Consider the following 21,779-nt stretch of genomic DNA (forward strand, 5'->3'; position numbering starts at 1 on the left):
CGCACGCAATCGCCATGTCGGAGAGCGGCAAGGATGTTTACGAAGCGCTCCGCGCCGATGTTATTTGCGGCACGGCTTGCGCGAGGCGCATGGGCGCCATCGTCTTTCACGGACTGTGGCGCGGCCTGGCAGTGCTGATCGCACCCCATCAATCCGCGATAGCGCGACAGCAGTCGACCCCTCGGCTCAAGACAACTTCACTGGTCGCGCACGATCGCCAGCTCGTGCACATGCTCGCCAATATGGTGCTGGCAGCAGAGACAGGAGGAAGCCATGTCTACTGATAATGCCATGAAGATTAGCGCCGATCACCTGCGGCGCGATGCATTTCTCTACGTTCGCCAATCCTCCCTTCGTCAGGTGTTCGAGAACACCGAGAGCACGAAGCGACAATATGCATTACGGGACCGCGCGGTGGCTCTGGGTTGGCCGATTGAGCGCGTCCACGTCATCGACAACGACCTCGGCCTTTCCGGCGCACAGTCGCAGGACCGCGATGGATTTCAGCGCTTGGTGAGCGAGGTCGCGATGGGGCACGCAGGGATCGTGCTGGGGCTGGAAGTGTCTCGCCTGGCTCGTAACAATGCTGACTGGCATCGCCTTCTGGAACTGGCCGCCATGTCCCGCACGCTCATCATGGACGAAGATGGCGTTTACGACGCGGCGTCGTTCAACGATCGTATGCTGCTCGGCCTGAAGGGCACGATGAGCGAGGCCGAACTGCACATCCTGAAGTCTCGCCTGCAAGGCGGCATTCTCAACAAGGCGCGTCGTGGCGAGCTCGAGTTGCCGTTGCCGATCGGACTGGTCTACACGCCTGATATGCGCGTGGTGCTCGATCCGGATCGCCAGATCCAGGACACGGTGCGCATGCTGTTCGATACCTTCCGGGAGGTGGGCTCAGCCTGTGCGGTCGTGCGTCGCCTGCGCAGCGAGAAGATCCTGTTTCCCCGTCGTATCCGTCGCGGCATCGGCAAGGGCGACGTGCTGTGGAGCCAGATCGACCATTCTCGCGTGATCCAGATTTTGCACAATCCACGATACGCTGGTGCTTTCGCATACGGACGCACACGCACGGTCTACAATGCCAAGCTTAAGTGCGTACAGCAGAAGATGCCGAGGTCCGACTGGCAGGTGCTCATTCCTCAGGCCCATGAAGGCTACATCTCGTGGGACGAGTTCGAGCGCAATCAAACAAGTCTCGAACAAAATGCAGTCGGTTTTTCTCCGGGCCTGCGGGGTCGTATGCCTCGCCAAGGCAACGGCTTATTGCAAGGAAGAGTTCTATGCGGTCGTTGCGGCGCTCGCATGCGGGTCCATTATGAACAGTTCGAGGGCAAGCTTCGTCCCTATTACATCTGCAACGAGGCCGTCGTGCGCCACGCGGGCAAGGCTTGCCAATGGGCAAGAGGACCAGCGATCGATGAAGCGATCAGCGCGTTGCTGCTCGAAGCAATGGCACCCACGGCGATAGAGGTCGCACTTGCGGTGCAGGAGGAGATCTCGCAACGGGTCGAGCAAGCTGCCTCGCTGCGCGACAAGCAGTTACAGCGCGCCCGGTATGAGGCTGAACTCGCACGCCGCCGCTATCTGAAGGTCGATCCCGACAACCGCTTGGTTGCCGACGCACTCGAAGCGGACTGGAATGGCAAGCTTCGCGACCTCGATACGCTTCAGCGCGAACATGAGCGTCAGAACGAGACAGACCAGTCATTGCTGGACGGCGCTATGCAGGAACGGATCCGGGCGCTGGCCGCAGATTTTCCGCGCATCTGGAACAACGAGCGCACGAGCCCGGTCGAGCGTAAACGCATGCTTGGTCTCCTCATCGAAGACGTGACACTGCTGGTCGACGAGAAGATCAACATGCACATACGCTGGCGCGGAGGTCGCACGCAAAGCCTGGCAGTAGCTCGTCCCCAGCCCATGGCCGTGATCCGCAAGACCCCGGAAGCGGTTGTGGCACTGATCAACGAACTGCTGGAGACCGACAACGATCAGCAGATTGCCAGTCGTCTCAACGCACTCGGGCATCGTAACTGGCGCGGTGAGGCTTTTACCTTGAAGAAAGTTATGCTCGTTCGTCGTGCCTATGGGCTGAAGACCCGGTTCGAACGGTTGCGCGAGAGCGGCATGCTAACTGGAGAAGAAGTGGCTCGCCGATTTGGCGTAAGCGCCACAACCGTACACCAACTCGGACGCAATGGTGTTCTCAAGCGCCATCGCTACGCTACCAACCACCGCTACCTGTATGAGCCACCGGGCAACGTCAGACTCGCAAAAGGCGTCGGCGGCCGCTATGGTAGCCGCGAACCCCGGTTAATTGACGCTCAACAAATCCAACAAGGTGCATCGTGATGTCTGCTCCTTGTCCTTCGGACGCCGCGGCCGCGCCGGCAGAACGCCGACACCATAGTGAGACGCCATCATGCCGTAACTGCGGTTGATCTCGGGATCGTAAAAGCTGGCGCGGCTGACGCCGGACTTCAGATTGTCGGGCACGACCAGGCGGGGCACACCGCCGAAAAAGGCGAACATGCGCACGTGTGAGCCGACCCAGTCCGGCAAGGTCTGGGTCCAGGTGGCCTCGGCGAAGGTGTGGCTCGACGCGCCGAGCACACCGAGGAACAACTCCGCCTCGCGGATCTCGCCAGTCTTGCGATCGACGATCGGCACCCGCTTGCCGGAATAGTCGACGAAGACCTTGTCGCCGGCCGCATGCTCCTGGCGCATTGTCGGCGAAAGACGCTGCTCGAAACCACGGAACAGCTCGCAGAAACGGCTGTAGCCGTAGCCGTCGGGGTATGCGCCGCGATATTCCTCCCAGAGGATCAACAGCGTCACGCCGGGCTTCTTCAGCTCGATGGCAAGCTCCGCCCAGTTTGGTTCGTGGCGTCGCCGTTGGCCCTGTTTGACGCCGGCGCGGATGAAAAGCCGATGCTCCAGAGCATCGTCTGTCAGTTCTCCCGGCAAAGGCCAGCTCAACCCGGCGGCCTTGGCCCGATCGAGATTATCTTGAACCGTACTTCGGGCAATCCCGAGCACCACCGCAATCTCGCGTACGCTTGTCCCGCCAGCAGAGAGCCGCAGCATCTGTCGTATGTGTCGCATGGTCAGCCTTCTCTTTGACGGCATGAAATTCCCCTCGTGGATACAGAGGAGCTTCATGCCAAGGTTGCTGACCCAAAGGCATCGTCAGGACGGAAAAACCGTCCGGTAATTGATCGGAATGCTGTCCGGCTTCAGATCGGAACGCTGTCCGGACTTTGATCGGAATCCCGTCCGGTTAATCCCTGGAATCCGCATTCATAAATGGATACGGCGATTCATATGGAAGCTGATCTGCTTCCAACTTCCAAATAGCGGCTCTATTCACCCGACCATTCCTTTGGTCATCACGAATGAAATGGACCACTCCGTGACGCTCGCCACCAATAACCAACGGATCGAATTTCTCCGGATTCAGATTGCCGAGACCAATGACATTCGGCTTATTTGTCATGCTACTTCTCCTCCATTGTATAGCTTCACATCAACTTCTTGAGTGCTAGGATCAGTGAGGTTCTCGGCGACCTTGAAGTCGACCTTGCTGGCGCCGCGAATGGTTGCGACGATGTATCCAGCCAACGCAAAGAGCGGCAGCAGAAGCCATAGCCAGAGGGGCCACCCCTCCTCGCTACCGACCAGAAAGCCGAAGTTCGATACGGCCAGCACCGTCGCGACGCAGAAGCCAGCGAATGCGATCAAGGGAGCAATCGTCGTACTCCACCGACTTTCACCGCGCGCATCCTTCCGAAAGAAGAAGACGCAGGCGAGTGAGGCGGCCGCCAGAATGGACAGAAGAGCGACCGTCCCTAGTGCCAAGAGGTACGTATAGAGCGTGGTAAACGGATCGGCCCCCGCAGCAATGAAACATGCGACGATCAATGCAACGACAATTGATCCGATCACCGTCCCACGATGCGGCGACTGGTGCCTCGAGTGAGTGTACGACATGAAGGACGGAAGAAGGCCGACACGCGACATGGAGAATATGTATCGGCTCAGAATGTTCGTAAAACCGAGCAGAACACCCACAAAACTTGTGACGGCCAGAATGCTAATGACGTGGCTCCAGGCGGTTCCCACGTAGGTATCGCTCAATTTCAGAATGAAACCCGTCGGATCAGTGGTTGCCGCTTCCTTGATTTGCTCGGTTCCGACGCCGTTGGCGATGGCCCAGGTCGTAAACGCGTAGAACCCGCCGATTAGCGCAACGGCCCAATAGGTAGCAGCAGGAATTGTCCGCTTCGGATCTTTTGTCTCCTCGCTAAAGACGACGGTGGCTTCGAATCCGCCAAATGACGCGAGAGCGAACAGATAAGCCAGTCCGACACCACCGCTGAAGATCTGCTGCGGGGCAAAGCCGCTGAAATCCAGGTGCGCGGTGCCGGAGCTTCCGCCTTGAATGATGATGGCAAAATCCAGCACTAGGATGACGAAGACTTCCGCTAGCAGCAGGATGCCGAGAATGCGGGTAGATAGCTCGACGCGCGAATACGAGAGGAATCCCATGAGCGGCAGCGTTACCGCTACGAACAGCTGCCACGGAATCTCTATCCCGGCATATTGCTGGACTGCCTGTGCGGCGAACACGGAAAAGACGCCATAAATTGCTGCCAGTGCCATGACGTACATTGAAAGCGTGAGATAGGCCGCCGCCCCGCCTGCCTTGTATGAAAACCCGCGCGCAATGTAGGTGGCAAAACCACCTGCCGTGCCGACATATCGGCTCATGGCCACGTAGCCACTCGAGAATACCGCAAAGAGAAGCGCCGCCAACAGATACAGGCCGGATGCCCCGCTCCCGTTTTGCATGAAAACGAGTGGCGTAGCACCCATAACGGCACCGATCGGTCCCACCGCCGCGACGACGAAAAACACAAGTCCAGGAAGGCTAATCGCGTTTGCACGCAAATGCTGCTTCTGTTCAGTCATGGCACCACTCCATCGAGAGTGCGAGCCATGCATAAGATTTTGCGCGCAAGATATCGCGCGCTGGGGCATGCAGCCCCGCGTCATTTGGTCGTTTCACGATTGTCCCCTCAGTTTGCGTGAGTTTGCGCCTCACTTGCCGCGGCAATATATGACGCACATTTTTCGATCGCAACATCTTTGTACATGTATTGGGCGTCATTGCATACTGTCCAATGACGACTTGGAGATCCGCTCTGATTAGGAGAAAAGTCCACGCTGATCGGCATCGGCTCGATCAGACCATGAAGGCTTTGTCGTATTTCCAACCGATTGCGGTGGCGGTCGACGCTCGAGGGAACAGAACGCCGCCTTCCCCGCCCTGAGACCAGGGCAGCACAAAGCAATCGTCATCCATGGCAGACAGTCTGCCGATCGCGCACCGCCCATTTGTCGGTTTCAAGGACGGGGAACGCGGAGAGACTGCTTAGGCATAGCTTCCGAGAAGCGAACCGCGTCGCAAGCGAAATCGGATCGACCTGCCCCGTGGTCTGCAGGCGACGCGCCGATACAGAAGTGCCATGTTGGAATGCAAGGGCCGGAGGAATGTCCCCCGGCCCATCTGCTTAGAATGGGTAGTGCTGGTGTGGATCTTCGATCGTGATCCAACGAAGATCGGTGAACTCGTTGATCGCAGCCTTGCCGCCAAAGCGACCGTACCCGGAGTTCTTGACGCCGCCGAACGGCATCTGGGCCTCGTCATGCACGGTTGGTCCGTTGATGTGGCAAATGCCCGTCTGGATCTGGGCTGCGACTGCCATCGCACGCTGGACATCGCGACTATAGATCGAGGAAGAAAGGCCGTACTCTGTTTCGTTGGCGATGCGGATAGCTTCGCCTTCGTCCTTTACACGAACGATCGGTTTCACCGGTCCGAACGACTCCTCTACGAAGGTCCGCATGCCCGGGGTCACGTGATCGAGCAGCGTTGCGTCGACGACCGAGCCGTTGCGGTTACCACCAGCGACCAGCTTCGCACCTTTCCCTACGGCGTCGGCGACAAACTCTTCCATCTTCCTGGCAGCTTCGGGGGTAACTAGCGAGCCGAGCACGACATGACCTCGTGGATCTCCGGCAGGCAACTTACTGGCGCGGGCAGCGAGTTTGGACACGAACTCGTCGGCAATCTTCTCATCAACGATGATGCGTTCTGTGGACATGCAGATCTGCCCCATGTTCGCAAACGCGCCGAAGATCGCGCCGTTAACCGCTGCATCAATGTCAGCATCCTCGAGCACGATCATCGGAGCCTTGCCACCGAGTTCCAGCAGCGCTGGCTTCAGATGGCGGCCGCAGAGTTCACCGATGATGCGACCCACCTTGGTCGAACCGGTGAAGTTCACACGACGGACCTCTGGCGCGGCAATGAGCGCTTCGACGATCTTTGCGGCATCTTCTGGTGCGTTGGTGATGACATTCACGACGCCATCGGGCAACCCCGCTTCGACCAAGGACCGGCCAATGAGAAGATGGATACCGGGGCAAGCTTCGGAGGCCTTAAGGATCACCGTATTGCCGCAAGCCAGTGCCATCGCGATAGCGCGGGTGCCGAGAATGATAGGCGCGTTCCACGGGGCAATTCCAAGGCATACCCCCGCGGCCTGGCGGGTTGCCATCGACAGCGTTCCAGGCTTGTCGGAGGGGATGATCTCACCCTGGATTTGCGTCGTCATGCTGGCCGCCTCGCGAAGAATGCCTGCCGCGAGCATCGTGTTGAAACCCGCCCACGGCGCCGTTCCACCAGTTTCCTCGATCATGATTTTTGCAAACTCATCCGCCTTCGAGGCAAGGATGTCGGCTGCTTTCAAAAGCAATCCGCGGCGCTGCACGGGGCCGGTCTTCGACCACGCAGGAAAGGCTTCGGCCGCGGCCGCAACTGCCGCCATTACGTCTTCCAGTCCGGATGCGGGTGCACGACTGGCGATCTTGGCCGTGAACGGATCGATGCGATCAAATGTCTTGCCCGAAATCGCAGGCACGAACTTGCCGCCGATGATCTGTTGAAGTTCCAACATTTTGTTTTCCCTTTGCTTAGAAGCCGAGCACCTCGGCATTGATGGAGGCTTCAAGGCCTCCGTCATTCGAGATGTTCGCCCCGTTGATCCACCGCGCCCCATCTGACGCCATGAAGAGGATCACCGGCGCGATGTCAGAAGCGGTTCCCGCGCGGCCGACCCGACTAATGTCTGAATTCACCTTTTCGTCACCGAGTACGGAGCGGAATTCCTTCAGGATCTGGGTTTCGACCGGACCGGGGCTCACGGCATTCACGCGAACACTCCGATCCTTGAAAAGCGGTTGGTGTGCAGCCATCTGCGTCCACAAGAGGAGGAGCTCCTTGGACAGCGGATAACCGATTTCATTCGGGATGCCGTGCTTGGCGACCACTGCACTGATGTCCGGAAAGCCTGACTCACCGACCAAGGCCTTGGCCCGCGCGAGATTGCCCCTCCATCCATATCCGGCGATTGAGGCGACGTTCACAACCGATCCGCCTTCGCGGATTTTCGTCGCACACGCTTCAGTCAAGGCGCGCAAGCCGTAGAAGTTGATTGCCAAGGTGGCTTCAACGCCAACCTTTCCAGAAATCCCCGCTACATTCAGTAATGCGTCAAATCGCTTCGGCAGACGACGGGCGACCTCTTCAACGCCATTCGCACTGGACAGGTCACCCTGGATGAAATTCGCCATCGGCACGGGTGGTTTATTGAGGTCGATACCGATAACGTCCGCGCCCAGCGAGGTTGCTACTTCCGCGGTTCTAGCACCGATGCCAGCCGACACTCCGGTGATGGCGACAGTCTTTCCATACAACATTTATCGCTCCATTCTATTTTCTGAATTGACCACGAGCCTGTAACCGACAGGCATCAGTGAAAGGCCGAGCCTTTCCTCGACCGCACCCCAAAGTCCGCGCGGTAGAAATAGTGAGAACAACAAGGCGACGAGCCCCAAACCGATGAGGTACCAGACACCCATCGCGCCAAAGACTGTCTCGATTACAAAGAAGATCACGGCACCGAGGATCGCGCCCTCAAAGCGACCGAGCCCTCCTACCAAGACCATGAAGATCATGTAGGCGGTCCACTGAACCGAGAAGTATGTCTTCGGTTGAAAGCTGGTGGCACTTGCTAGCCACAGCGCTCCGGCAATTCCCGTTCCGAACGCGGCCAGTATGAAGAGAAGACGTTTGGTCGCGACGACATCGACACCAAGGGCCGCCGCAGCGTCTTCATTATCGCGAATTGCCTGGATCGCTGATCCGACCCTGCTCCTAAGCAAAGCGAACAGTCCGACAAGAAGCAGCGTCATCGCCGCCAACGCCAGACCGTAAATCCAGATTTGACGTGTGCCCGCCGCGTAGGCGTTCAACGAAATGAGCGAGGTACCTGTCTCCCCTTGGATCAATCCGTCCAGGTTGACGAGCAGATGGGTCAGCGCGGAGACAACCCACATTGCAATCGCGAACTCTCCGCCCTTCAGCCTCAGCATGACTAGCGAGAGCGGATAGGAAACGAGTGATACCGCGACAGCCGCAAGAAGCGTGGCAACGAATGGATCAGCACCAGCGTCGGCGATACGGACGGTGAAATAGGCCCCCAGTCCAAAGAACATCTGCTGTCCGACGGAGACCAGCCCGCCATACCCAGCCAGAGCATTCCACATTGCGGCCAGAATGACGTAGACGAACAACGCCGTGAGACGATCGACAAGGCCAGTACTAGCAAAGGTCGGAACCAAGGCGAGGAAAGCAATGCCTACGACTGACGTCCAAGCTGCCATCCGTGAGGCACGTGTCCAACGATGGACATCCGCGATACCAGGCCCTGGCATTTCCATCGATGTGAGGTTTGTCATGCTGGTACTCCGCGCTTTACGATTCTGGCGGGCAATGAGGCAAGCTTGGGCAGGAATAGGCGCGCCAGAAGGATCACGAGGAAGACCACATGCCCGGCAATCAGGAAGCCTAACGGATGCAGGGAAGCGCCTAAGCTTTGAGCGATACCCAGGATGACACCCCCGGCAAGTGTGCCCCATAACGATCCGACGCCTCCGATGATCGTTGCCTCGAAGGCAAAGAGCAGCTGCTGCGAACCGGAGTAAGGCTCGAATGTCGCACGCATCGCCAGGAACATGCCTGCGATCGTTACCGTCGAGAGTGCAATGGCGGCAGCCATGGCGTTGACGCGACGGGCATCGATACCAACGAGACCTGCCGTGTCAGGGTCTTCTGCAGTTGCTCGGATCGCCCGCCCCAGTGCGGTCCGCGACAACATGATCTGCAACGCACTGAGGAGTACGACTGCAGTGACGAAGATGAACACGGGAAGCTTGCCGACGAAGATGCCACCTGGAAGTTCCCAGCTGTCCCAGGAAAGATCACCAATCGCATTGGCGAGTGAACGGGTATCCGCACCAAACTGCTCAAACAATGCGTTGTCGATGACCATCGACAATCCGAAGGTGGAGAGAATCGGTAGGAGCTGTCCGCCGCGGGAACTCCGTTCCAGCACAAGGCGGTGCAAGAGCCACCCACAGATGCTCATCGCGGCGACCGCCAGCACCAGACAAAGCCACAACGGCAATTGTGACCGCTCGGACAATACGAAAATCAAATAGGCGGCCGCGATCGCGAGGCTGCCGTGGGCGAGATTGATGATCCGCATGACCGAAAACATGAATGAGAGACCGCAAGCGATCAGCGCGTAGTATCCGCCGAGCAGCACTCCCTGAAGGATCTGATTTAGCATTTCAGTGTGCCTTCCCGCTGTTTGCGCGATGGAGACCGAAATAGGCGTCGGTCACCTGCTCTCGTGACAACTCCTTTGCGCTTCCCTCGAGAACGGCCCGTCCCTCCAGCATGCAAATCACGCGATCAGCGACGCTCATCGCCCGCGCGAGATCTTGCTCGACTAGGATGATGGTTGTTCCCGAGCGAATGAGACCACTGAGGGACTCGTAGACGCGGTCCACGACCAGGGGCGACAGGCCGAGCGATACCTCGTCCAAGAGAAGAACATCGGGATTGCTCATCAGTGCGCGTCCAATGGCCGTCGCCTGCTGCTCCCCACCTGAGAGATGTCCAGTCTTGTGATCAAGTCTCTTCTTCAGATTTGGGAAGATCTCGATAACGCGATCAATGGACCAATCGCCCGGTCGTGCCGCCATTGCGCCCAGCTTCAGGTTCTCCGCCACGGTCATCGAGGTGAACATTCGCCGCCCCTCGGGTACAAGCGCGATGCCGCGCCGTACGCGCTGGTGCACCGAAAGCCCGGTAACATCTTGCCCGTCCAGCGCGATCCGCCCGGTTGCGGCTGGGTGTGCGCCCGCCAGCGCCCTGAGCAGGGTAGTCTTGCCCGCACCATTTGCTCCTACGAGCGCAAGCGTTTCACCCTTGCTAATCGAGAATGTCATTCCTCGGACCGCTTCCAGGAGCCCATGGCGGACACTGAGGTTCTCTGCCGAGAGCGCGCTCATTTCGGACCTCCTCCAAGGTAAGCCTTTACAACTTGGGGGTCAGCCATCACCGCATTGGGCTCACCATCTGCGATGATCTTGCCCGCGTCCATGCAGATCAGCCTCTCAACGACCTGAAGGAGGACGTGGACAATGTGTTCGATCCAGACGATGCCAATCCCCCGTCGCCGAAGTTCCTGGATGGTCAGAACAAGCTCCTGAGCCTCCGAGTCCGTCAGCCCACCGCCGATTTCGTCGAGAAGAATGACTTTCGGCGACGTCGCCACGGCGCGCGCGAGTTCAAGTCTTTTGCGATCGAGAAGCCCGAGTGTCTCCGCTCGCCTGTTGGCAACATGGAGCATGCCGCACAGCCTGAGGGAGTCGATCACCTCGATATAGGCCTCATCCCTGCCCTTTCCGCCGGCATGGGTTGCAGCGACAAAGACATTCTCGAAGGTCGTCATACCGGAGAATGGCTTTGGCACCTGATGGGTTCGAACAAGCCCCATGCGGCATCGATCGGCAGCGGAAAGCCGCGTCACGTCTCTCCCAGCAAAGTTAATTGTTCCGGCGCTGGGCGCATATGCGCCTGCAAGCGTCGCAAGAAACGTGGTTTTTCCAGCCCCATTCGGTCCAACAATTCCGACTGCGTCATGTATTCCCATTGCGAAATCGAGATCTTCCAGAACCGGAAGAGCACCAAAACGCTTGGAAAGCCCGCGGCTGGAGAACCGGCTTTCGCCGGTTCCACTCTGTTCTGTCAACAACATGAGAAAGCCTATCCGCTATAGGGCAATAGCTTGGCGGCGACCGGCACGTTTGGATCCGTCGCATTTTCAGTCACGACGTAGTCATACTGGAAGCGAGAGCCATCAGGAGCCTTGATCCACTGCGTGCCGATAATCGGCCCGGGCGACACGTTGGGTACAGGCCCGGAAGTGAAGTCCACCTTGCCGGCGATCGTGACCGCGTTGAGCGCCGCCAGCGCCTTGACGACTTCATCCTTGCTTTTGGGATCGGCCGATTTTTTCAAGACCTCAAATCCGGCATCGAGCAAGGAAAGCGTCGCACCCAGCTGTTGTGTCCATTGCTTGCCTGAGGCAGCTTCATAGCCGTCCGCAAGCTCGTGTCCGCTGACCCCGGTGACGGACGACTTGTAAGGAAAGTCCTTGTGCCAATAGGCCGCGCTTCCGATGTTCACACCCAAAGGTCCTAGGGCTTCAATTGTGGACGGGAACAGCCCCGTCTTGGCGACCTGGACAATCTTCACTTGACGATGCAGCCCTTGCTGAGCCGCTTGGCGCCAGAATGTTGCGAAATCCGGCGGAATCGGGAAGGTATTGATAATCTCGACACCTTCCTGTTTGAACAGCGCGATCTGGCTGGAGAAGTCAGTGGTGCCAGTTTCGTACGCACCGGGATCGACGATCGTGAAGCCATCCTTTTTCAGAAGGGGCGCGAGGTTGGCTCGGATAGCGTTTCCATCTGCATCGTTGGGGTACATGACCCCAACCTTCTTATTGGTATCGAGAAGGTTCCACTGCGACACATACGTTTTGTGGAATTCCCCAACGCCAAAGCCGAAGTGGTAAGTCCACTTGAACGGCGATGGTTCGCCTGGCTTCGCCCCCCGGCCAAAGTACCAGGCTTCCCACGGCATGACGGTCGAAAGGCATGGCACGCCAGCGGCCTCGCACGCATCTGCTACCGGATTGATGGTTTCAGGTGTCGAAATAACGAGCATCAGGTCGACGGCCTGGTTGTTGATTAGGTCTTTGGCGAGCTGGCCCGCGCGCGATGGGTCTGACTGAGTGTCTTGGTCGATGATCTCAACGGCATATTTCTTGCCGCCGATTTCGATACCGTCTGCGATGGCCTTGCGTACGAGCTCAAGAACGTAGCCGTCGGTTTCCCCGAATCCGGCAAGCGGACCAGTTCTCGGGCTGATGAATCCCACCTTCAAGGTATCTGCGGCCAGCGCTGGGCGCATAAACGTCAAAGCCGCTGCCGCAGCACCTGTGGTGACCATAAACGTTCGGCGGGTTAGCCCACCAATGCAGTTCTTCTCCATGCCTTCTCCTCCCTTGAGAAATGCGCTCTATCTGGGGAATCAGATCGGGTAGTCGATCTTCCCGCTCGACGTCGTTATCCATCGAAGCTCAGTGAACTCGTCTAAGGCCGCCGGGCCGCCAAACTTCCCGTAGCCGCTCGCCTTTACGCCTCCGAATGGCGCCTGCGGTTCATCGGCGATTGTCGCGGAATTCACGTGACAGATGCCGGACTCTATCCTCATGGCCACGTCCATTGCCCTTCGGACGTCCTTGCCGAACACGGACGCCGAAAGCCCGTACTCGCAGTCGTTGGCAACCGTTATAGCTTCCTCGATCGAGCCAACTCGAATGACTGCTGCGACTGGACCGAAACTTTCCTCGTGATACAGCCGCATGGAACGGGTCACGTGATCGACGACGGTTGCGTCCAAAAATGCATCTCGGGCTTCGCCGCCAGTGAGGACCGCACCTCCCTTTGATCGCGCATCCTCGATCAGGCTCTTTACCCTCCGAGCGGACTCTGCCGTAACAAGCGAACCAAGCGGATGGGCATGACGCAAAGGATCGCCTGCCCGTAGAGCATCTGCCTTGGCGACCAGCCTCGCCACGAATGCAGCCGCGACAGCATCCATAACGATGACGCGTTCGGTCGACATGCAGATCTGACCCTGATTGAAAAAAGCGCCGAATGCGGCGGCATCCGCAGCCTCGTCGAGGTCCGCATCGTCAAGAACTACGAACGCCGCCTTTCCACCAAGTTCCAGAAGGCAACGCTTCAAGAACTTCGCAGCCACCTGCGCAATAATCTTTCCAACTCTCGTCGAGCCCGTAAAGTTGACTCGGCGGACGGCTGGATGTGCGATTAACGTTTCGACAATCGCCGATGCATCCGTTGGCGCATTGGAGATGATGTTCAGCACGCCGGGCGGCAAACCTGCCTGTGCCAGAACCTCGCCCAGCATACTATGGGTGGCTGGGCAGAGTTCTGAAGTCTTCATGACGACTGTGTTTCCGCACGCCAAGGCGGTTGCAATCGATCGAACTCCCAACAAAACTGGTGCGTTCCACGGCGCGATCGCACAGCACACTCCAGCGGGTTGCCGCACGGCGAATGATGATACGCCCTCGCGATCAGATGGAATGATTGCGCCGCTCACCTGCGTCGTCATCGCGGAAGCCTCGAGAAGAATCTTAGCCGCAAGCTCGACGTTGAAGTCGCTCCACAGTGCGGTAGCTCCAATCTCAAGCATCATGGAGTCGATAAAATCCTGCTTCCTGTCCAACAGGATTCCGGCTGCACGCTGCAGGATCGAACGACGGAGAGCGGGAGACGATGTGGACCACTCCGGAAAGGCTGATGCCGCCGCGTTAGCGGCACGAATTGCGTCTTCGGGCGTGGCCGCTGCGGCAATAGTGACGGTGGTGTAGCGGAGTGGGCTGATCCGTGGAAAGGTTTGTCCCGAACGGGATGCGGACCGCTTTCCACCTATCAATAGGTCGATGTGCCTCGGCTCATCGTCGACGACGCTCCGTGAATGCCCAGTAAAATTTGCCTGGCTAGATGTTTCCATCTTTCCACTCCTCCCTCATCAAAAAGACTAGGCGCTTCAAGCTGAAAAGGAATGTGGGGATCTGGGTATCGCTTGTGATATTATGGGAAATTCATTCTTATATCCGTTGGCCGGAGAGCTCTTGAATCCCCTGGTGCCCGCTATCGCGTCAACCTTGCTCATCCGTCGTTTGTTAAATAATGGGATGTAGTTGTGAAATTTTGACACTTGGTATAGAAAATGGTGCCCGGGTTAATTGAAAACGTCGCCAAGGCGGAACTGTTTGAACCAGCCCTCGCTGAGCGAACTATATCGATTGGCAGGTCGCAGGAGCGCTGGCTTTACCACCTGATATATTCCACGGCGGGAAACGCGAAACTATGGATAGCGGACGACGCGCTGGAACTATCGGGGTCGGCCTTTGTACTTCTGCCACCGTCCGAACCTGCGCGCCTGACCTCGCCCGCGGGTACCAGAACCTACCTTGTCGGCGTTTCCATCGAGATGATGGCGGACGCATTGGGAAACTATCCAGAAACGTCCGCCTTAAAGGTGTTCACGGAGAACCGTGTAAAACTCGCGGATCTAAAGGATCGGGACGGCAGTGCGCTTGAGACGTATTTTCAAAGCTTCGCCGCGGAACGCCACAACGAACACCAAGCATCATTGATGGCGTTGAACGCCCATCTTCGCCTGATTCTGCTCACCGCCTGGAGGCTAACAGGTGCGCAAGACGCCCAGCGCGTTCATGATGGCGGCACGGTTCTGCAGAGATTCAGACTGCTTGTTGAAACTGAATACCGTCGTCACCGATCAATCGCATACTACTCGGAGCAGTTGGGGATCAAACCGGATCGCCTCCACGATATCTGCAAGCGTAATTTGGAGCGCACTCCGATGGAGTTGGTGCACGAACGCCTGACACAAGACGCCCGACTGCGCCTGGAACGCTCCGGAAACAGCGTGCGAGAAATCTCCGATATCCTTGGCTTTCGCGATCCCGCCGCTTTCAGCCACTTCTTCAAGCGTCGCTCGGGCGTCTCGCCAGCACAATACCGAGAGATGTTCCAGACGGGCCTAAACGGAGCCGAGTTGATCGGTTCCACCGAATACCATGACTGGCCGTGAACTGAGTTCCTAGGTGTCCCTTGCCGTGACGCCGGAAGCACCATGAAGCACGAAAGGGCGACTTGTGATGAACATCAGCGAGGGTACTTTCGGCGGCAAGCCAACCTCCTCCCACCACCTCTTCCGCGTGGAAAATGGCAAGATCGATGAACATTGGGACACGATTGAAACCATTCCAGCGAAGTCTGTGGAAAACCGAGAACGGCAAGTTCTCAGCCACTGAAAGGTGGAGGCCAACCAACACCGTTGGCCCCACTTTTCCATTTACGGTCGCTCTGGACGTCAACCAGTCCCACAGCTGTTCGAAAGTCTTGCGAGCATATAAAAACGCCAGCGGCCGCAGCGTTTCGTTGGCAAAATGCAGCAACAGAAGTCCGATCGGAACAGGCAAATGCGAGGTATTCGGCAGTCACCTTCTTCATGTCGCGGGCTACTGGCACATTACAGACCAGCTTGCCGTCCGATCTGAAATCGATATGTGAGCTGTCATCGAAAGCTGACGTGATTGTGCGACCCGCTAGCTTTTCGGTAGGCGGAAAGGCAGTCAACGCCTCACTGGTGAATATTTCTGCAAGAGAAGCGCGCTGAAGGATCAACTTGATGCGCGCCGATTTCGGCGACTGCCGGATGCAGACCAACAGCCCTGCTCGGGCTTGCAACTGCAAGAAAAACAGGTTCCGCTCGGGCACGCCATTCGGGTTCTTTCGGAAGTCGAGCAGAAACAGATCGTCCTCTAGTGTGTAGCATCGATAAGTGTGTGAACCTTGAATGTTTTCTGCGTAATCAGCGCTCCATATGAGCCGACCGCTATCGAAATGATGATAGACGTTTCGGGGTACGCCTTGGAAGCGGCAGATGAAGTCGTGACCTTCGAGTTCGGCCGACTGGATTCCAGCGCCTCGCAGGCTTGTAGAATCGCGACCGACGAAGTGCCACCAAAAATCGCTCAAAGTCGGCCGGCCTCTCCTAGTAGATCTGCATAGCGAATGTCCGCCATAGGTTTGGACTTCGCCAAGCAGTCGACAAAGAGCTTTCTGGCCGTGGTTCGAGGCCAATCTTTTGGTAGAAACTCGAGTGGAAGCTCTGGGTCGATTCTGGGGAATACCCGCCAGTCGTCGGTAAGCTCCGTGGACACGATCAGCGCTTCAGCAGGTGAGACCAGGCCAGCGTTCAGCCGCTGTCGGAATGGTTCAAACTTTTCGATGAAACTTTGGTACTCGAGCCGAAGCGGTTCGAGCTCCCAGGTCGCCACAACGGCTTCGACGCCGCCCCCTATTGGCAGCACTTCCCCCCGCATAACCATGACGTTCTTCACCTCCGCCGCCTCGACGGCGGATTCCGCCTGTTCCGGCGTCGCAAATGCGGCAAGCCAAATCCCGTCGAAGAACGGAGTGAAGCCGAGTGCCCGCAGCTCCGCGCGCAGCACATGCCGCTTTTCGCGTTCGCTCTCGGCGACAGAGAAGACCACCGCCGTCCACTTGCGGTCCCACTCTCTGGGCGCGGCGAATTCGTGGATGCGCTCCGCGCCTTCCTTCATCAATGCGGTACCGATTGGAGTCAGGCTATAGAAGGTTTCCCTCCCCTTCTTGTCACGACGAAGTACCCCTTTCGCAACAAGCCTGCTTAGGGTCGTCCGGACGGTATCACCCGCAATATCGAACTCCCTCATGACGCGTTGCAACGCTGAACTAGCAATCGCTCCCATCCTCGCGTGATCGCCGAGGACTGTTATTAGGAGACGTTGGGGCTTGGATGTCGATGTATCGCGTAGCACTACCGTTGCTCATTCACGATGGCGATCGCCAGGGTTGATATTGCCGCGTTCCACTCCAGGGAGCGACGCGCATTCCCTGGATACCACGCACATAGACTATTTCTTGTCAATTAACGAGAGTTTCACCAAGGTTTCCGACACCCTCATGATCGAAGGCGTAATCGGAGGAATGGTGATCAACCTACCTGAATGGAGTTCGAAGGAACCAAATCCCTGAATCTCAATTTCGGCAGCCCCTTCCACGACGATGAACGTTTCGCCCAGGTCAGAGCCCGGGTGGCGGTAGACTCCCGGCTCAGCCTTCCAGACGCCGGCGTCGATTTTTCTTGAAAGCTGCGCCCCGAGATCGATTGCGCGACAAAAGGATCCACTGTCACGCCCCTCGGGTTTGAGACGCGATGGCCGCAGGTCTGCAAAATCCAGCACGTTGTCGTAGGCAATGTTCGACATTTATCTAAAGACCTTCTCAGTTGTTTGGATAGTAGAAAAACGATTATCGTGCAGATGGCAACGAACGAATCCTGCGGTGGATGGCACCTCCGCTGGTTCCGAAGGTTGATGAAGCGTCAAACTGACGACGCTGCCGCGTGCCTCCTTGTTCACCAGCGACGTCCAGATTGGATCAGCAAGGGTTTCCGCCTGAAGTCGTTCGAACAGGGACCTCGCCTGGGCCTCATCGCAGAATGAGATGTCGACGATTGATCCTCGTTGCTCGATATTTCCGATGATCGACTCGAAGTCCCTGTCCGTGTCCGTGCACCAGCGTTCGACCAAAGCGTTGAAATCCTCGGCTTGCCAACCGCATGGTGAAAACGCCACGGGGCATCTGGGATGAAAAGCGCAGCCACTTGGAAGCTTGGCGGCGTCCGCCACTTCGCCTCGGATCAACGGTTCGCGCTGATGACCATCCTGATGAGGCATGGCTGCTACGAGAGCCTTTGTGTACGGGTGCTTGGGATTGTTGAATATCTGCAGGGTCGTCCCCTGCTCGACAATCCGGCCCATATACATGATCGCGATCCGATCGCAGAAGTAGCGCGCGGAAGAGAGATCGTGCGTGATGTAGACGTAGGTGAGGTCGAGCTCGTTCTTCAACTCAATCATGAGTGAAAGAATTTTCGCCCGAACGCTCATATCCAACATCGAGATGGGTTCGTCAGCGATGAGGAGACTCGGACCACCGATGATTGCGCGAGCGATAACGGCACGCTGCTTCTGTCCGCCCGACAGTTCCGAAGGATACTTGTTGATGAAGCGCTCTGGCGGTGCCAGTCCAACGCGCTGCATGACCTTTTCGACCGCAGCGAGGTTGTCACGATAGCCCTTCCCATTCTGTATCTGCAGAGGGTGGGCGATCGCAGCTCCAATGGTCATGGTCGGGTTCAAGGACGCGTGGGGGTCTTGGAAAATAAACTGTATGGATCTGCGGTGTGGACGCATTGCGTTTCGGCTAAGGCCGGACACACGGGTTCCCCGCAGCCGTATTTCGCCATCCGTAACCGGGGCGAGACCCGCGATTGCGCGCCCCAAAGTGGATTTTCCAGAGCCGGACTCTCCTATGACCCCCAGGACCTCTCCCCGCTCCAAAGCAAGACTGACCCCATCGACCGCTCGGACGACGGCGGCTGGCGCGCGGCTGAAAGAACTCCTCTTCAAGGCGAAGTGAACATGCAGATTGTCAATCTCAACCAGTGGCTTGGTGAGCCCAACGTGAGTTTCAACGATGCCTTGGATGGCGTTAGACTGCATCTTCCAATTCCCTGCGCTCGATCGGCTGTCTATCAGCGGCTGTTAGATCAGGTGCCTCCAACCAACATGCAACGCGTCGTTCCTTCCCCACTGAGATCTCCGGTGGTGATCGCTTGGTACAGACGTGCATTGCCTTGGGACACCGACCACAAAACAAGCAGCCGCGAATGCTCTTGGAGAGGTCTGGAGGCGAACCCGGGATCGATTCGAGTGACTTTGTTTCCGCGGTAATGACCGACCTCAACAGTCCTTGGGTGTAGGGATGCCGCGGATTACTGAAAACGTCAGCCGAGGGCCCATATTCGGCAATACGCCCGGCGTACATGACGGCGATGTCGTCACAATTGTCGACCACGATGCCGAGATTGTGGGTCACCAGGATGACGCTCATGCCGACTTGCTCTTTGAGCCGCCTGAGGAGCGCCAAGATCTGCCCCTCGACGATGACATCGAGCGCCGTGGTGGGTTCGTCGGCGATGATAAGATTAGGACGAAGGACGATTGCGAGCGCAATCATGATCCTCTGGCGCATCCCACCAGAGAACTGATGCGGATACTGGTTCACCCTGGTCGCCGGAATGCCCACCTGCCTCAGTGCTTCGAGCGTTCGACGATGAGCTTCCGCACCGCTGATCCGTCTGACGTGGGCACGGAGCAGTTCCTTGAAGTGGTCTCCGACCTTCATCAACGGGTTGAGCCGGGTCATCGGCTCCTGAAAAATCATGGCCAACTCTTGGCCCAGCAAACCGCGGCGAGCACCTTTATCGAGTTTCAGGAGGTTTTTGCCGTTGAAGTCCGCATTACCAGCCGTTGCAGAGCCTTCCGGCAGAAGGCCGAGCAGACTGCGCCCCAGCGTGGACTTGCCGCAACCGGACTCACCGACAAGCCCGAGCACTTTTCCAGGTTCAAGGGTGAATGACACGTCATCAACTGCGCGTACTGGACCTTTTGCTGTGCCGTACCAGACCCTCAGGTTCTTGACGTCAAGCGTGGCGGTGGACGCCTGTTCGGTCTGTTGAACTTGCTTATGCACTTGCCGTATCCTCAAGTTTGGCAGCCGAAATGTTGGGCGCCTTAACTGCCTTGCGGCGGAAAATTGGATTAAACACGTCGTTCAGCCCTTCGCCGAAGAGTGTGAGGCCGATCACCAAGATTACGATTGCCAAACCGGGAAAGAGACCAGTCCACCAGATGCCAGCAGCGATGTCGGGGATCGCACGTTGAAGCTCGAACCCCCACTCCGCCGCCACAGTCGGCTGCACGCCATAGCCAAGGAAGCCTAGACCAGCCAGGGTCAGGATCGCGTCCGCAGCGTTGAGGGTGGCAATGATCGGAACGGATTGGATGACGTTGGGGAAGATGTACTTGACAATGATAGAATGCGTCGGGGCTCCCATCACGACGGCGGCCTCGACGAACGGTTCTTCTCGTACGCTCAGCACACTGTTGCGGACGACGCGAAAATACTGCGGAACATAAACCACCGTCATCGAAAGGGCGGCAGTGGCGATGCCTCCCCCAAGAGGTCCTGCAAGAAGAAACGCCATTACTATCGCCAGGAGCATGGAAGGAAATGCGAAAAGCGCGTCTGTGAACAGGACGGCCAGACGATCGAACCATCCGCCAGCGTAGCCGGCGACCAAGCCCAGCGGCACTCCGATGAGAGCACTGAGGAACACAGCGACCACTACGACCTTAAGCGCGGTTTGCGATCCATAAATCGTGAGCGATAGAACGTCGGTCTGCCGCGCAGTGGTTCCGAAGACATGCTCGATCGTCGGTGCTGCCTGCTTGGCGAAGCGCACCCCGTCCGCCTCGTATTGCGTAAAATGATACGGAGCGATCAGGGGTGCGAATACTGCCATGATCACAAAACAGAGTACGATCGAGCCTCCGACCAGCAGAAGGACCCGCGGGAGCCCGCTCGCCTCCCTCAAGGGCTTCAGCCCGCCGTGCAACAACGAATTCATGGTCAACTTCCAATTTTTCCGACTAGCGAATTTTTCCGGGTCAGTCAGTCAAAACGAACCCGTGGATCGATCAATCCCGTTATGACGTCGATCAGGACGCTGATGGCGACAACTACGAGAGCAAAGACAGTGATAATCCCCTGCACCGCGGCATAGTCGCGGTTGTTGAGATACTGAACCAGAACGCTACCGATACCGGGCCAGTTGAAGGTCTGCTCTGTCAGAACAGCGCCTCCGAGCAGCATCGCAACCTGCAACCCCATCACGGTGATTACCGGAACCATGGCGTTGCGGAAACCATGGGCGATCACGATGCGCGGCCCACTGATCCCCCGTGCGGTCGCGGCTTCGATGTAGTCACTCTTCAGCGTCTGGATCATGTTCACGCGCAACAATCGGATCAGCACGCCTGATACCAGCAGACCAAGGGTCACCGACGGAAGAACCAGGTGGATGAGAGCGTCCTTAATGGAATCCCAGTCACCCGCCGCAATGGCATCAAACAGCACGACATTCGTTATCGGTTCGACGAGAGCCTGCACCAAGGGACTTGCTTGACCCGATGTCGGCAGCCAGCCCAGATAGACGCCGAAGAATAGCTGCGCGAGCAGCCCGATGAAAAACACCGGAGCGGCATAGGTGACTATGCCAAAGATCCTGACCCCGGTGTCCAGTCCGCTGCTTTGAAACCGCCCCGACAGGATCCCCAGCGGCAGACCAATAACAAGCGCGACGATCAATGACGCGAGCGTCAGGACGAGCGTTGGAAGGCCGTTCTCGGCAAGAATTTGCCCCACCGTACGGCCATCCGTGACCGATGTGCCTAGATTTCCGGAAAATACTTCACCGAAGTAGATGAAGTACTGCTCCATCAACGACCGATCATAGCCTGCTGCTGCCTGCCGTTCCGCGAGTTGCTCTGGGGTAAGATGCCCGCCCAGAGCAGCCTGAATTGGGTCGCCAGGGGCGACCCGCATCAGCAGAAAGACAAGCGTGAGCAACACCATGACCATCGGTATCGCGAGTACGACACGCATCGCGACGTAGGAGGCCAGTCGCCCTCCACCACTTGATCCTGACATTTCAC

Annotated in this window: 22 protein-coding genes; 4 read left to right on the forward strand and 18 right to left on the reverse strand. The window is 57.7% G+C overall.

Annotation, left to right across the window (positions count from 1 at the left end; genetic code table 11):
* The first annotated feature begins 14 nt into the window (after positions 1 to 14).
* Complete coding sequence (locus ACQ5BM_RS25995) at positions 15 to 284, forward strand: hypothetical protein (protein ID WP_101792481.1); 270 nt, start codon at positions 15 to 17, stop codon at positions 282 to 284.
* Complete coding sequence (locus ACQ5BM_RS26000) at positions 274 to 2,358, forward strand: recombinase family protein (protein WP_429817590.1); 2,085 nt, start codon at positions 274 to 276, stop codon at positions 2,356 to 2,358. The genes ACQ5BM_RS25995 and ACQ5BM_RS26000 overlap by 11 nt, the downstream gene beginning before the upstream one ends.
* On the opposite strand, the gene istA is transcribed toward ACQ5BM_RS26000, so the two are convergent.
* The 11 genes from istA to ACQ5BM_RS26055 all read right to left on the reverse strand — a co-directional run bounded on the left by istA (position 2,320) and on the right by ACQ5BM_RS26055 (position 14,092).
* Complete coding sequence (istA, locus tag ACQ5BM_RS26005) at positions 2,320 to 3,111, reverse strand: IS21 family transposase (RefSeq protein ID WP_429817592.1); 792 nt, start codon at positions 3,109 to 3,111, stop codon at positions 2,320 to 2,322. The genes ACQ5BM_RS26000 and istA overlap by 39 nt on opposite strands.
* A gap of 175 nt (positions 3,112 to 3,286) precedes the next feature.
* Positions 3,287 to 3,502 carry a hypothetical protein gene (locus ACQ5BM_RS26010; RefSeq protein WP_429817594.1) on the reverse strand — a complete coding sequence of 72 codons (216 nt, stop codon included), beginning with the start codon at positions 3,500 to 3,502 and terminating at the stop codon, positions 3,287 to 3,289.
* The gene (locus ACQ5BM_RS26015) at positions 3,499 to 4,977 is read right to left on the reverse strand and encodes an APC family permease (protein ID WP_429817596.1); all 1,479 of its coding nucleotides are present in this window, start codon (positions 4,975 to 4,977) and stop codon (positions 3,499 to 3,501) included. The genes ACQ5BM_RS26010 and ACQ5BM_RS26015 overlap by 4 nt, the downstream gene beginning before the upstream one ends.
* Positions 4,978 to 5,579: 602 nt before the next feature.
* On the reverse strand, positions 5,580 to 7,028 hold the full coding sequence (locus ACQ5BM_RS26020) for an aldehyde dehydrogenase (RefSeq protein ID WP_429817597.1): 1,449 nt from the start codon (positions 7,026 to 7,028) through the stop codon (positions 5,580 to 5,582).
* Between the two features lie 16 nt (positions 7,029 to 7,044).
* A complete protein-coding gene (locus ACQ5BM_RS26025; RefSeq protein WP_429817599.1) occupies positions 7,045 to 7,830 on the reverse strand; it encodes a coniferyl-alcohol dehydrogenase in 786 nt (261 codons plus the stop codon).
* Positions 7,831 to 8,871: a branched-chain amino acid ABC transporter permease gene (locus tag ACQ5BM_RS26030; protein WP_429817601.1), complete on the reverse strand. Its 1,041-nt coding sequence runs from the start codon at positions 8,869 to 8,871 to the stop codon at positions 7,831 to 7,833. It lies immediately after the preceding gene.
* Complete coding sequence (locus tag ACQ5BM_RS26035) at positions 8,868 to 9,764, reverse strand: branched-chain amino acid ABC transporter permease (RefSeq protein ID WP_429817603.1); 897 nt, start codon at positions 9,762 to 9,764, stop codon at positions 8,868 to 8,870. Before ACQ5BM_RS26035 ends, ACQ5BM_RS26030 begins: the two co-directional genes overlap by 4 nt.
* 1 nt (position 9,765) lies before the next feature.
* On the reverse strand, positions 9,766 to 10,491 hold the full coding sequence (locus ACQ5BM_RS26040) for an ABC transporter ATP-binding protein (RefSeq protein WP_429817605.1): 726 nt from the start codon (positions 10,489 to 10,491) through the stop codon (positions 9,766 to 9,768).
* On the reverse strand, positions 10,488 to 11,240 hold the full coding sequence (locus ACQ5BM_RS26045) for an ABC transporter ATP-binding protein (RefSeq protein WP_429817607.1): 753 nt from the start codon (positions 11,238 to 11,240) through the stop codon (positions 10,488 to 10,490). The genes ACQ5BM_RS26040 and ACQ5BM_RS26045 overlap by 4 nt, the downstream gene beginning before the upstream one ends.
* Positions 11,241 to 11,248: 8 nt before the next feature.
* Positions 11,249 to 12,541, reverse strand: a complete 1,293-nt coding sequence (locus ACQ5BM_RS26050; RefSeq protein WP_429817609.1) for an ABC transporter substrate-binding protein — start codon at positions 12,539 to 12,541, stop codon at positions 11,249 to 11,251.
* A gap of 39 nt (positions 12,542 to 12,580) precedes the next feature.
* Positions 12,581 to 14,092, reverse strand: coding sequence for an aldehyde dehydrogenase (locus tag ACQ5BM_RS26055; protein WP_429817611.1), 1,512 nt, complete (start codon positions 14,090 to 14,092; stop codon positions 12,581 to 12,583).
* A 219-nt stretch (positions 14,093 to 14,311) separates the two neighbouring features.
* Between ACQ5BM_RS26055 and ACQ5BM_RS26060 the strand changes: the two genes are divergently transcribed.
* Together ACQ5BM_RS26060 and ACQ5BM_RS26065 are read left to right on the forward strand one after the other, a co-directional pair.
* Positions 14,312 to 15,199 (forward strand): helix-turn-helix transcriptional regulator, encoded by an 888-nt coding sequence (locus ACQ5BM_RS26060; protein WP_429817613.1) that lies wholly within the window; start codon positions 14,312 to 14,314, stop codon positions 15,197 to 15,199.
* Between the two features lie 67 nt (positions 15,200 to 15,266).
* Positions 15,267 to 15,422, forward strand: coding sequence for a hypothetical protein (locus tag ACQ5BM_RS26065; RefSeq protein ID WP_429817615.1), 156 nt, complete (start codon positions 15,267 to 15,269; stop codon positions 15,420 to 15,422).
* Here the strand turns inward: ACQ5BM_RS26065 and ACQ5BM_RS26070 are convergent.
* The 7 genes from ACQ5BM_RS26070 to ACQ5BM_RS26100 form a co-directional block, all read right to left on the reverse strand.
* Positions 15,412 to 16,149, reverse strand: coding sequence for a MoaF N-terminal domain-containing protein (locus tag ACQ5BM_RS26070; protein ID WP_429817617.1), 738 nt, complete (start codon positions 16,147 to 16,149; stop codon positions 15,412 to 15,414). The two genes, ACQ5BM_RS26065 and ACQ5BM_RS26070, sit on opposite strands and share 11 nt — an antisense overlap.
* Entirely contained in the window at positions 16,146 to 16,973 is an 828-nt protein-coding gene (locus tag ACQ5BM_RS26075; protein ID WP_429817619.1) for a PaaX family transcriptional regulator, read from the reverse strand. The genes ACQ5BM_RS26070 and ACQ5BM_RS26075 overlap by 4 nt, the downstream gene beginning before the upstream one ends.
* Positions 16,974 to 17,069: 96 nt before the next feature.
* Positions 17,070 to 17,423 (reverse strand): cupin domain-containing protein, encoded by a 354-nt coding sequence (locus ACQ5BM_RS26080; RefSeq protein WP_429817621.1) that lies wholly within the window; start codon positions 17,421 to 17,423, stop codon positions 17,070 to 17,072.
* Positions 17,424 to 18,722, reverse strand: coding sequence for an ABC transporter ATP-binding protein (locus ACQ5BM_RS26085; protein ID WP_429817623.1), 1,299 nt, complete (start codon positions 18,720 to 18,722; stop codon positions 17,424 to 17,426).
* Complete coding sequence (locus ACQ5BM_RS26090) at positions 18,712 to 19,755, reverse strand: ABC transporter ATP-binding protein (RefSeq protein WP_429817625.1); 1,044 nt, start codon at positions 19,753 to 19,755, stop codon at positions 18,712 to 18,714. The genes ACQ5BM_RS26085 and ACQ5BM_RS26090 overlap by 11 nt, the downstream gene beginning before the upstream one ends.
* Complete coding sequence (locus ACQ5BM_RS26095) at positions 19,748 to 20,692, reverse strand: ABC transporter permease (RefSeq protein ID WP_429817627.1); 945 nt, start codon at positions 20,690 to 20,692, stop codon at positions 19,748 to 19,750. The genes ACQ5BM_RS26090 and ACQ5BM_RS26095 overlap by 8 nt, the downstream gene beginning before the upstream one ends.
* 44 nt (positions 20,693 to 20,736) lie before the next feature.
* Positions 20,737 to 21,774 (reverse strand): ABC transporter permease, encoded by a 1,038-nt coding sequence (locus tag ACQ5BM_RS26100; protein WP_429817629.1) that lies wholly within the window; start codon positions 21,772 to 21,774, stop codon positions 20,737 to 20,739.
* Between the last annotated feature and the right edge of the window lie 5 nt (positions 21,775 to 21,779).

The organism is Ensifer sp. B1-9, assembly GCF_050474445.1.
Taxonomy (GTDB): Bacteria; Pseudomonadota; Alphaproteobacteria; order Rhizobiales; family Rhizobiaceae; genus Ensifer.

What these genes read in the sequence shown, in the direction of transcription:
- ACQ5BM_RS26065 (WP_429817615.1), top strand. Translation starts at nt 15,267, where the DNA reads ATGAACATCAGCGAGGGTACTTTCGGCGGCAAGCCAACCTCCTCCCAC.
- ACQ5BM_RS26085 (WP_429817623.1), bottom strand. Translation starts at nt 18,722, where the DNA reads ATGCAGTCTAACGCCATCCAAGGCATCGTTGAAACTCACGTTGGGCTC.
- ACQ5BM_RS26020 (WP_429817597.1), bottom strand. Translation starts at nt 7,028, where the DNA reads ATGTTGGAACTTCAACAGATCATCGGCGGCAAGTTCGTGCCTGCGATT.
- ACQ5BM_RS26055 (WP_429817611.1), bottom strand. Translation starts at nt 14,092, where the DNA reads ATGGAAACATCTAGCCAGGCAAATTTTACTGGGCATTCACGGAGCGTC.
- ACQ5BM_RS26040 (WP_429817605.1), bottom strand. Translation starts at nt 10,491, where the DNA reads ATGAGCGCGCTCTCGGCAGAGAACCTCAGTGTCCGCCATGGGCTCCTG.
- istA (WP_429817592.1), bottom strand. Translation starts at nt 3,111, where the DNA reads ATGCGACACATACGACAGATGCTGCGGCTCTCTGCTGGCGGGACAAGC.
- ACQ5BM_RS26035 (WP_429817603.1), bottom strand. Translation starts at nt 9,764, where the DNA reads ATGCTAAATCAGATCCTTCAGGGAGTGCTGCTCGGCGGATACTACGCG.
- ACQ5BM_RS26025 (WP_429817599.1), bottom strand. Translation starts at nt 7,830, where the DNA reads ATGTTGTATGGAAAGACTGTCGCCATCACCGGAGTGTCGGCTGGCATC.
- ACQ5BM_RS26095 (WP_429817627.1), bottom strand. Translation starts at nt 20,692, where the DNA reads ATGAATTCGTTGTTGCACGGCGGGCTGAAGCCCTTGAGGGAGGCGAGC.
- ACQ5BM_RS26000 (WP_429817590.1), top strand. Translation starts at nt 274, where the DNA reads ATGTCTACTGATAATGCCATGAAGATTAGCGCCGATCACCTGCGGCGC.
- ACQ5BM_RS26010 (WP_429817594.1), bottom strand. Translation starts at nt 3,502, where the DNA reads ATGACAAATAAGCCGAATGTCATTGGTCTCGGCAATCTGAATCCGGAG.
- ACQ5BM_RS26030 (WP_429817601.1), bottom strand. Translation starts at nt 8,871, where the DNA reads ATGACAAACCTCACATCGATGGAAATGCCAGGGCCTGGTATCGCGGAT.
- ACQ5BM_RS26080 (WP_429817621.1), bottom strand. Translation starts at nt 17,423, where the DNA reads ATGTCGAACATTGCCTACGACAACGTGCTGGATTTTGCAGACCTGCGG.
- ACQ5BM_RS26045 (WP_429817607.1), bottom strand. Translation starts at nt 11,240, where the DNA reads ATGTTGTTGACAGAACAGAGTGGAACCGGCGAAAGCCGGTTCTCCAGC.
- ACQ5BM_RS25995 (WP_101792481.1), top strand. Translation starts at nt 15, where the DNA reads ATGTCGGAGAGCGGCAAGGATGTTTACGAAGCGCTCCGCGCCGATGTT.
- ACQ5BM_RS26100 (WP_429817629.1), bottom strand. Translation starts at nt 21,774, where the DNA reads ATGTCAGGATCAAGTGGTGGAGGGCGACTGGCCTCCTACGTCGCGATG.
- ACQ5BM_RS26015 (WP_429817596.1), bottom strand. Translation starts at nt 4,977, where the DNA reads ATGACTGAACAGAAGCAGCATTTGCGTGCAAACGCGATTAGCCTTCCT.
- ACQ5BM_RS26050 (WP_429817609.1), bottom strand. Translation starts at nt 12,541, where the DNA reads ATGGAGAAGAACTGCATTGGTGGGCTAACCCGCCGAACGTTTATGGTC.
- ACQ5BM_RS26060 (WP_429817613.1), top strand. Translation starts at nt 14,312, where the DNA reads ATGGTGCCCGGGTTAATTGAAAACGTCGCCAAGGCGGAACTGTTTGAA.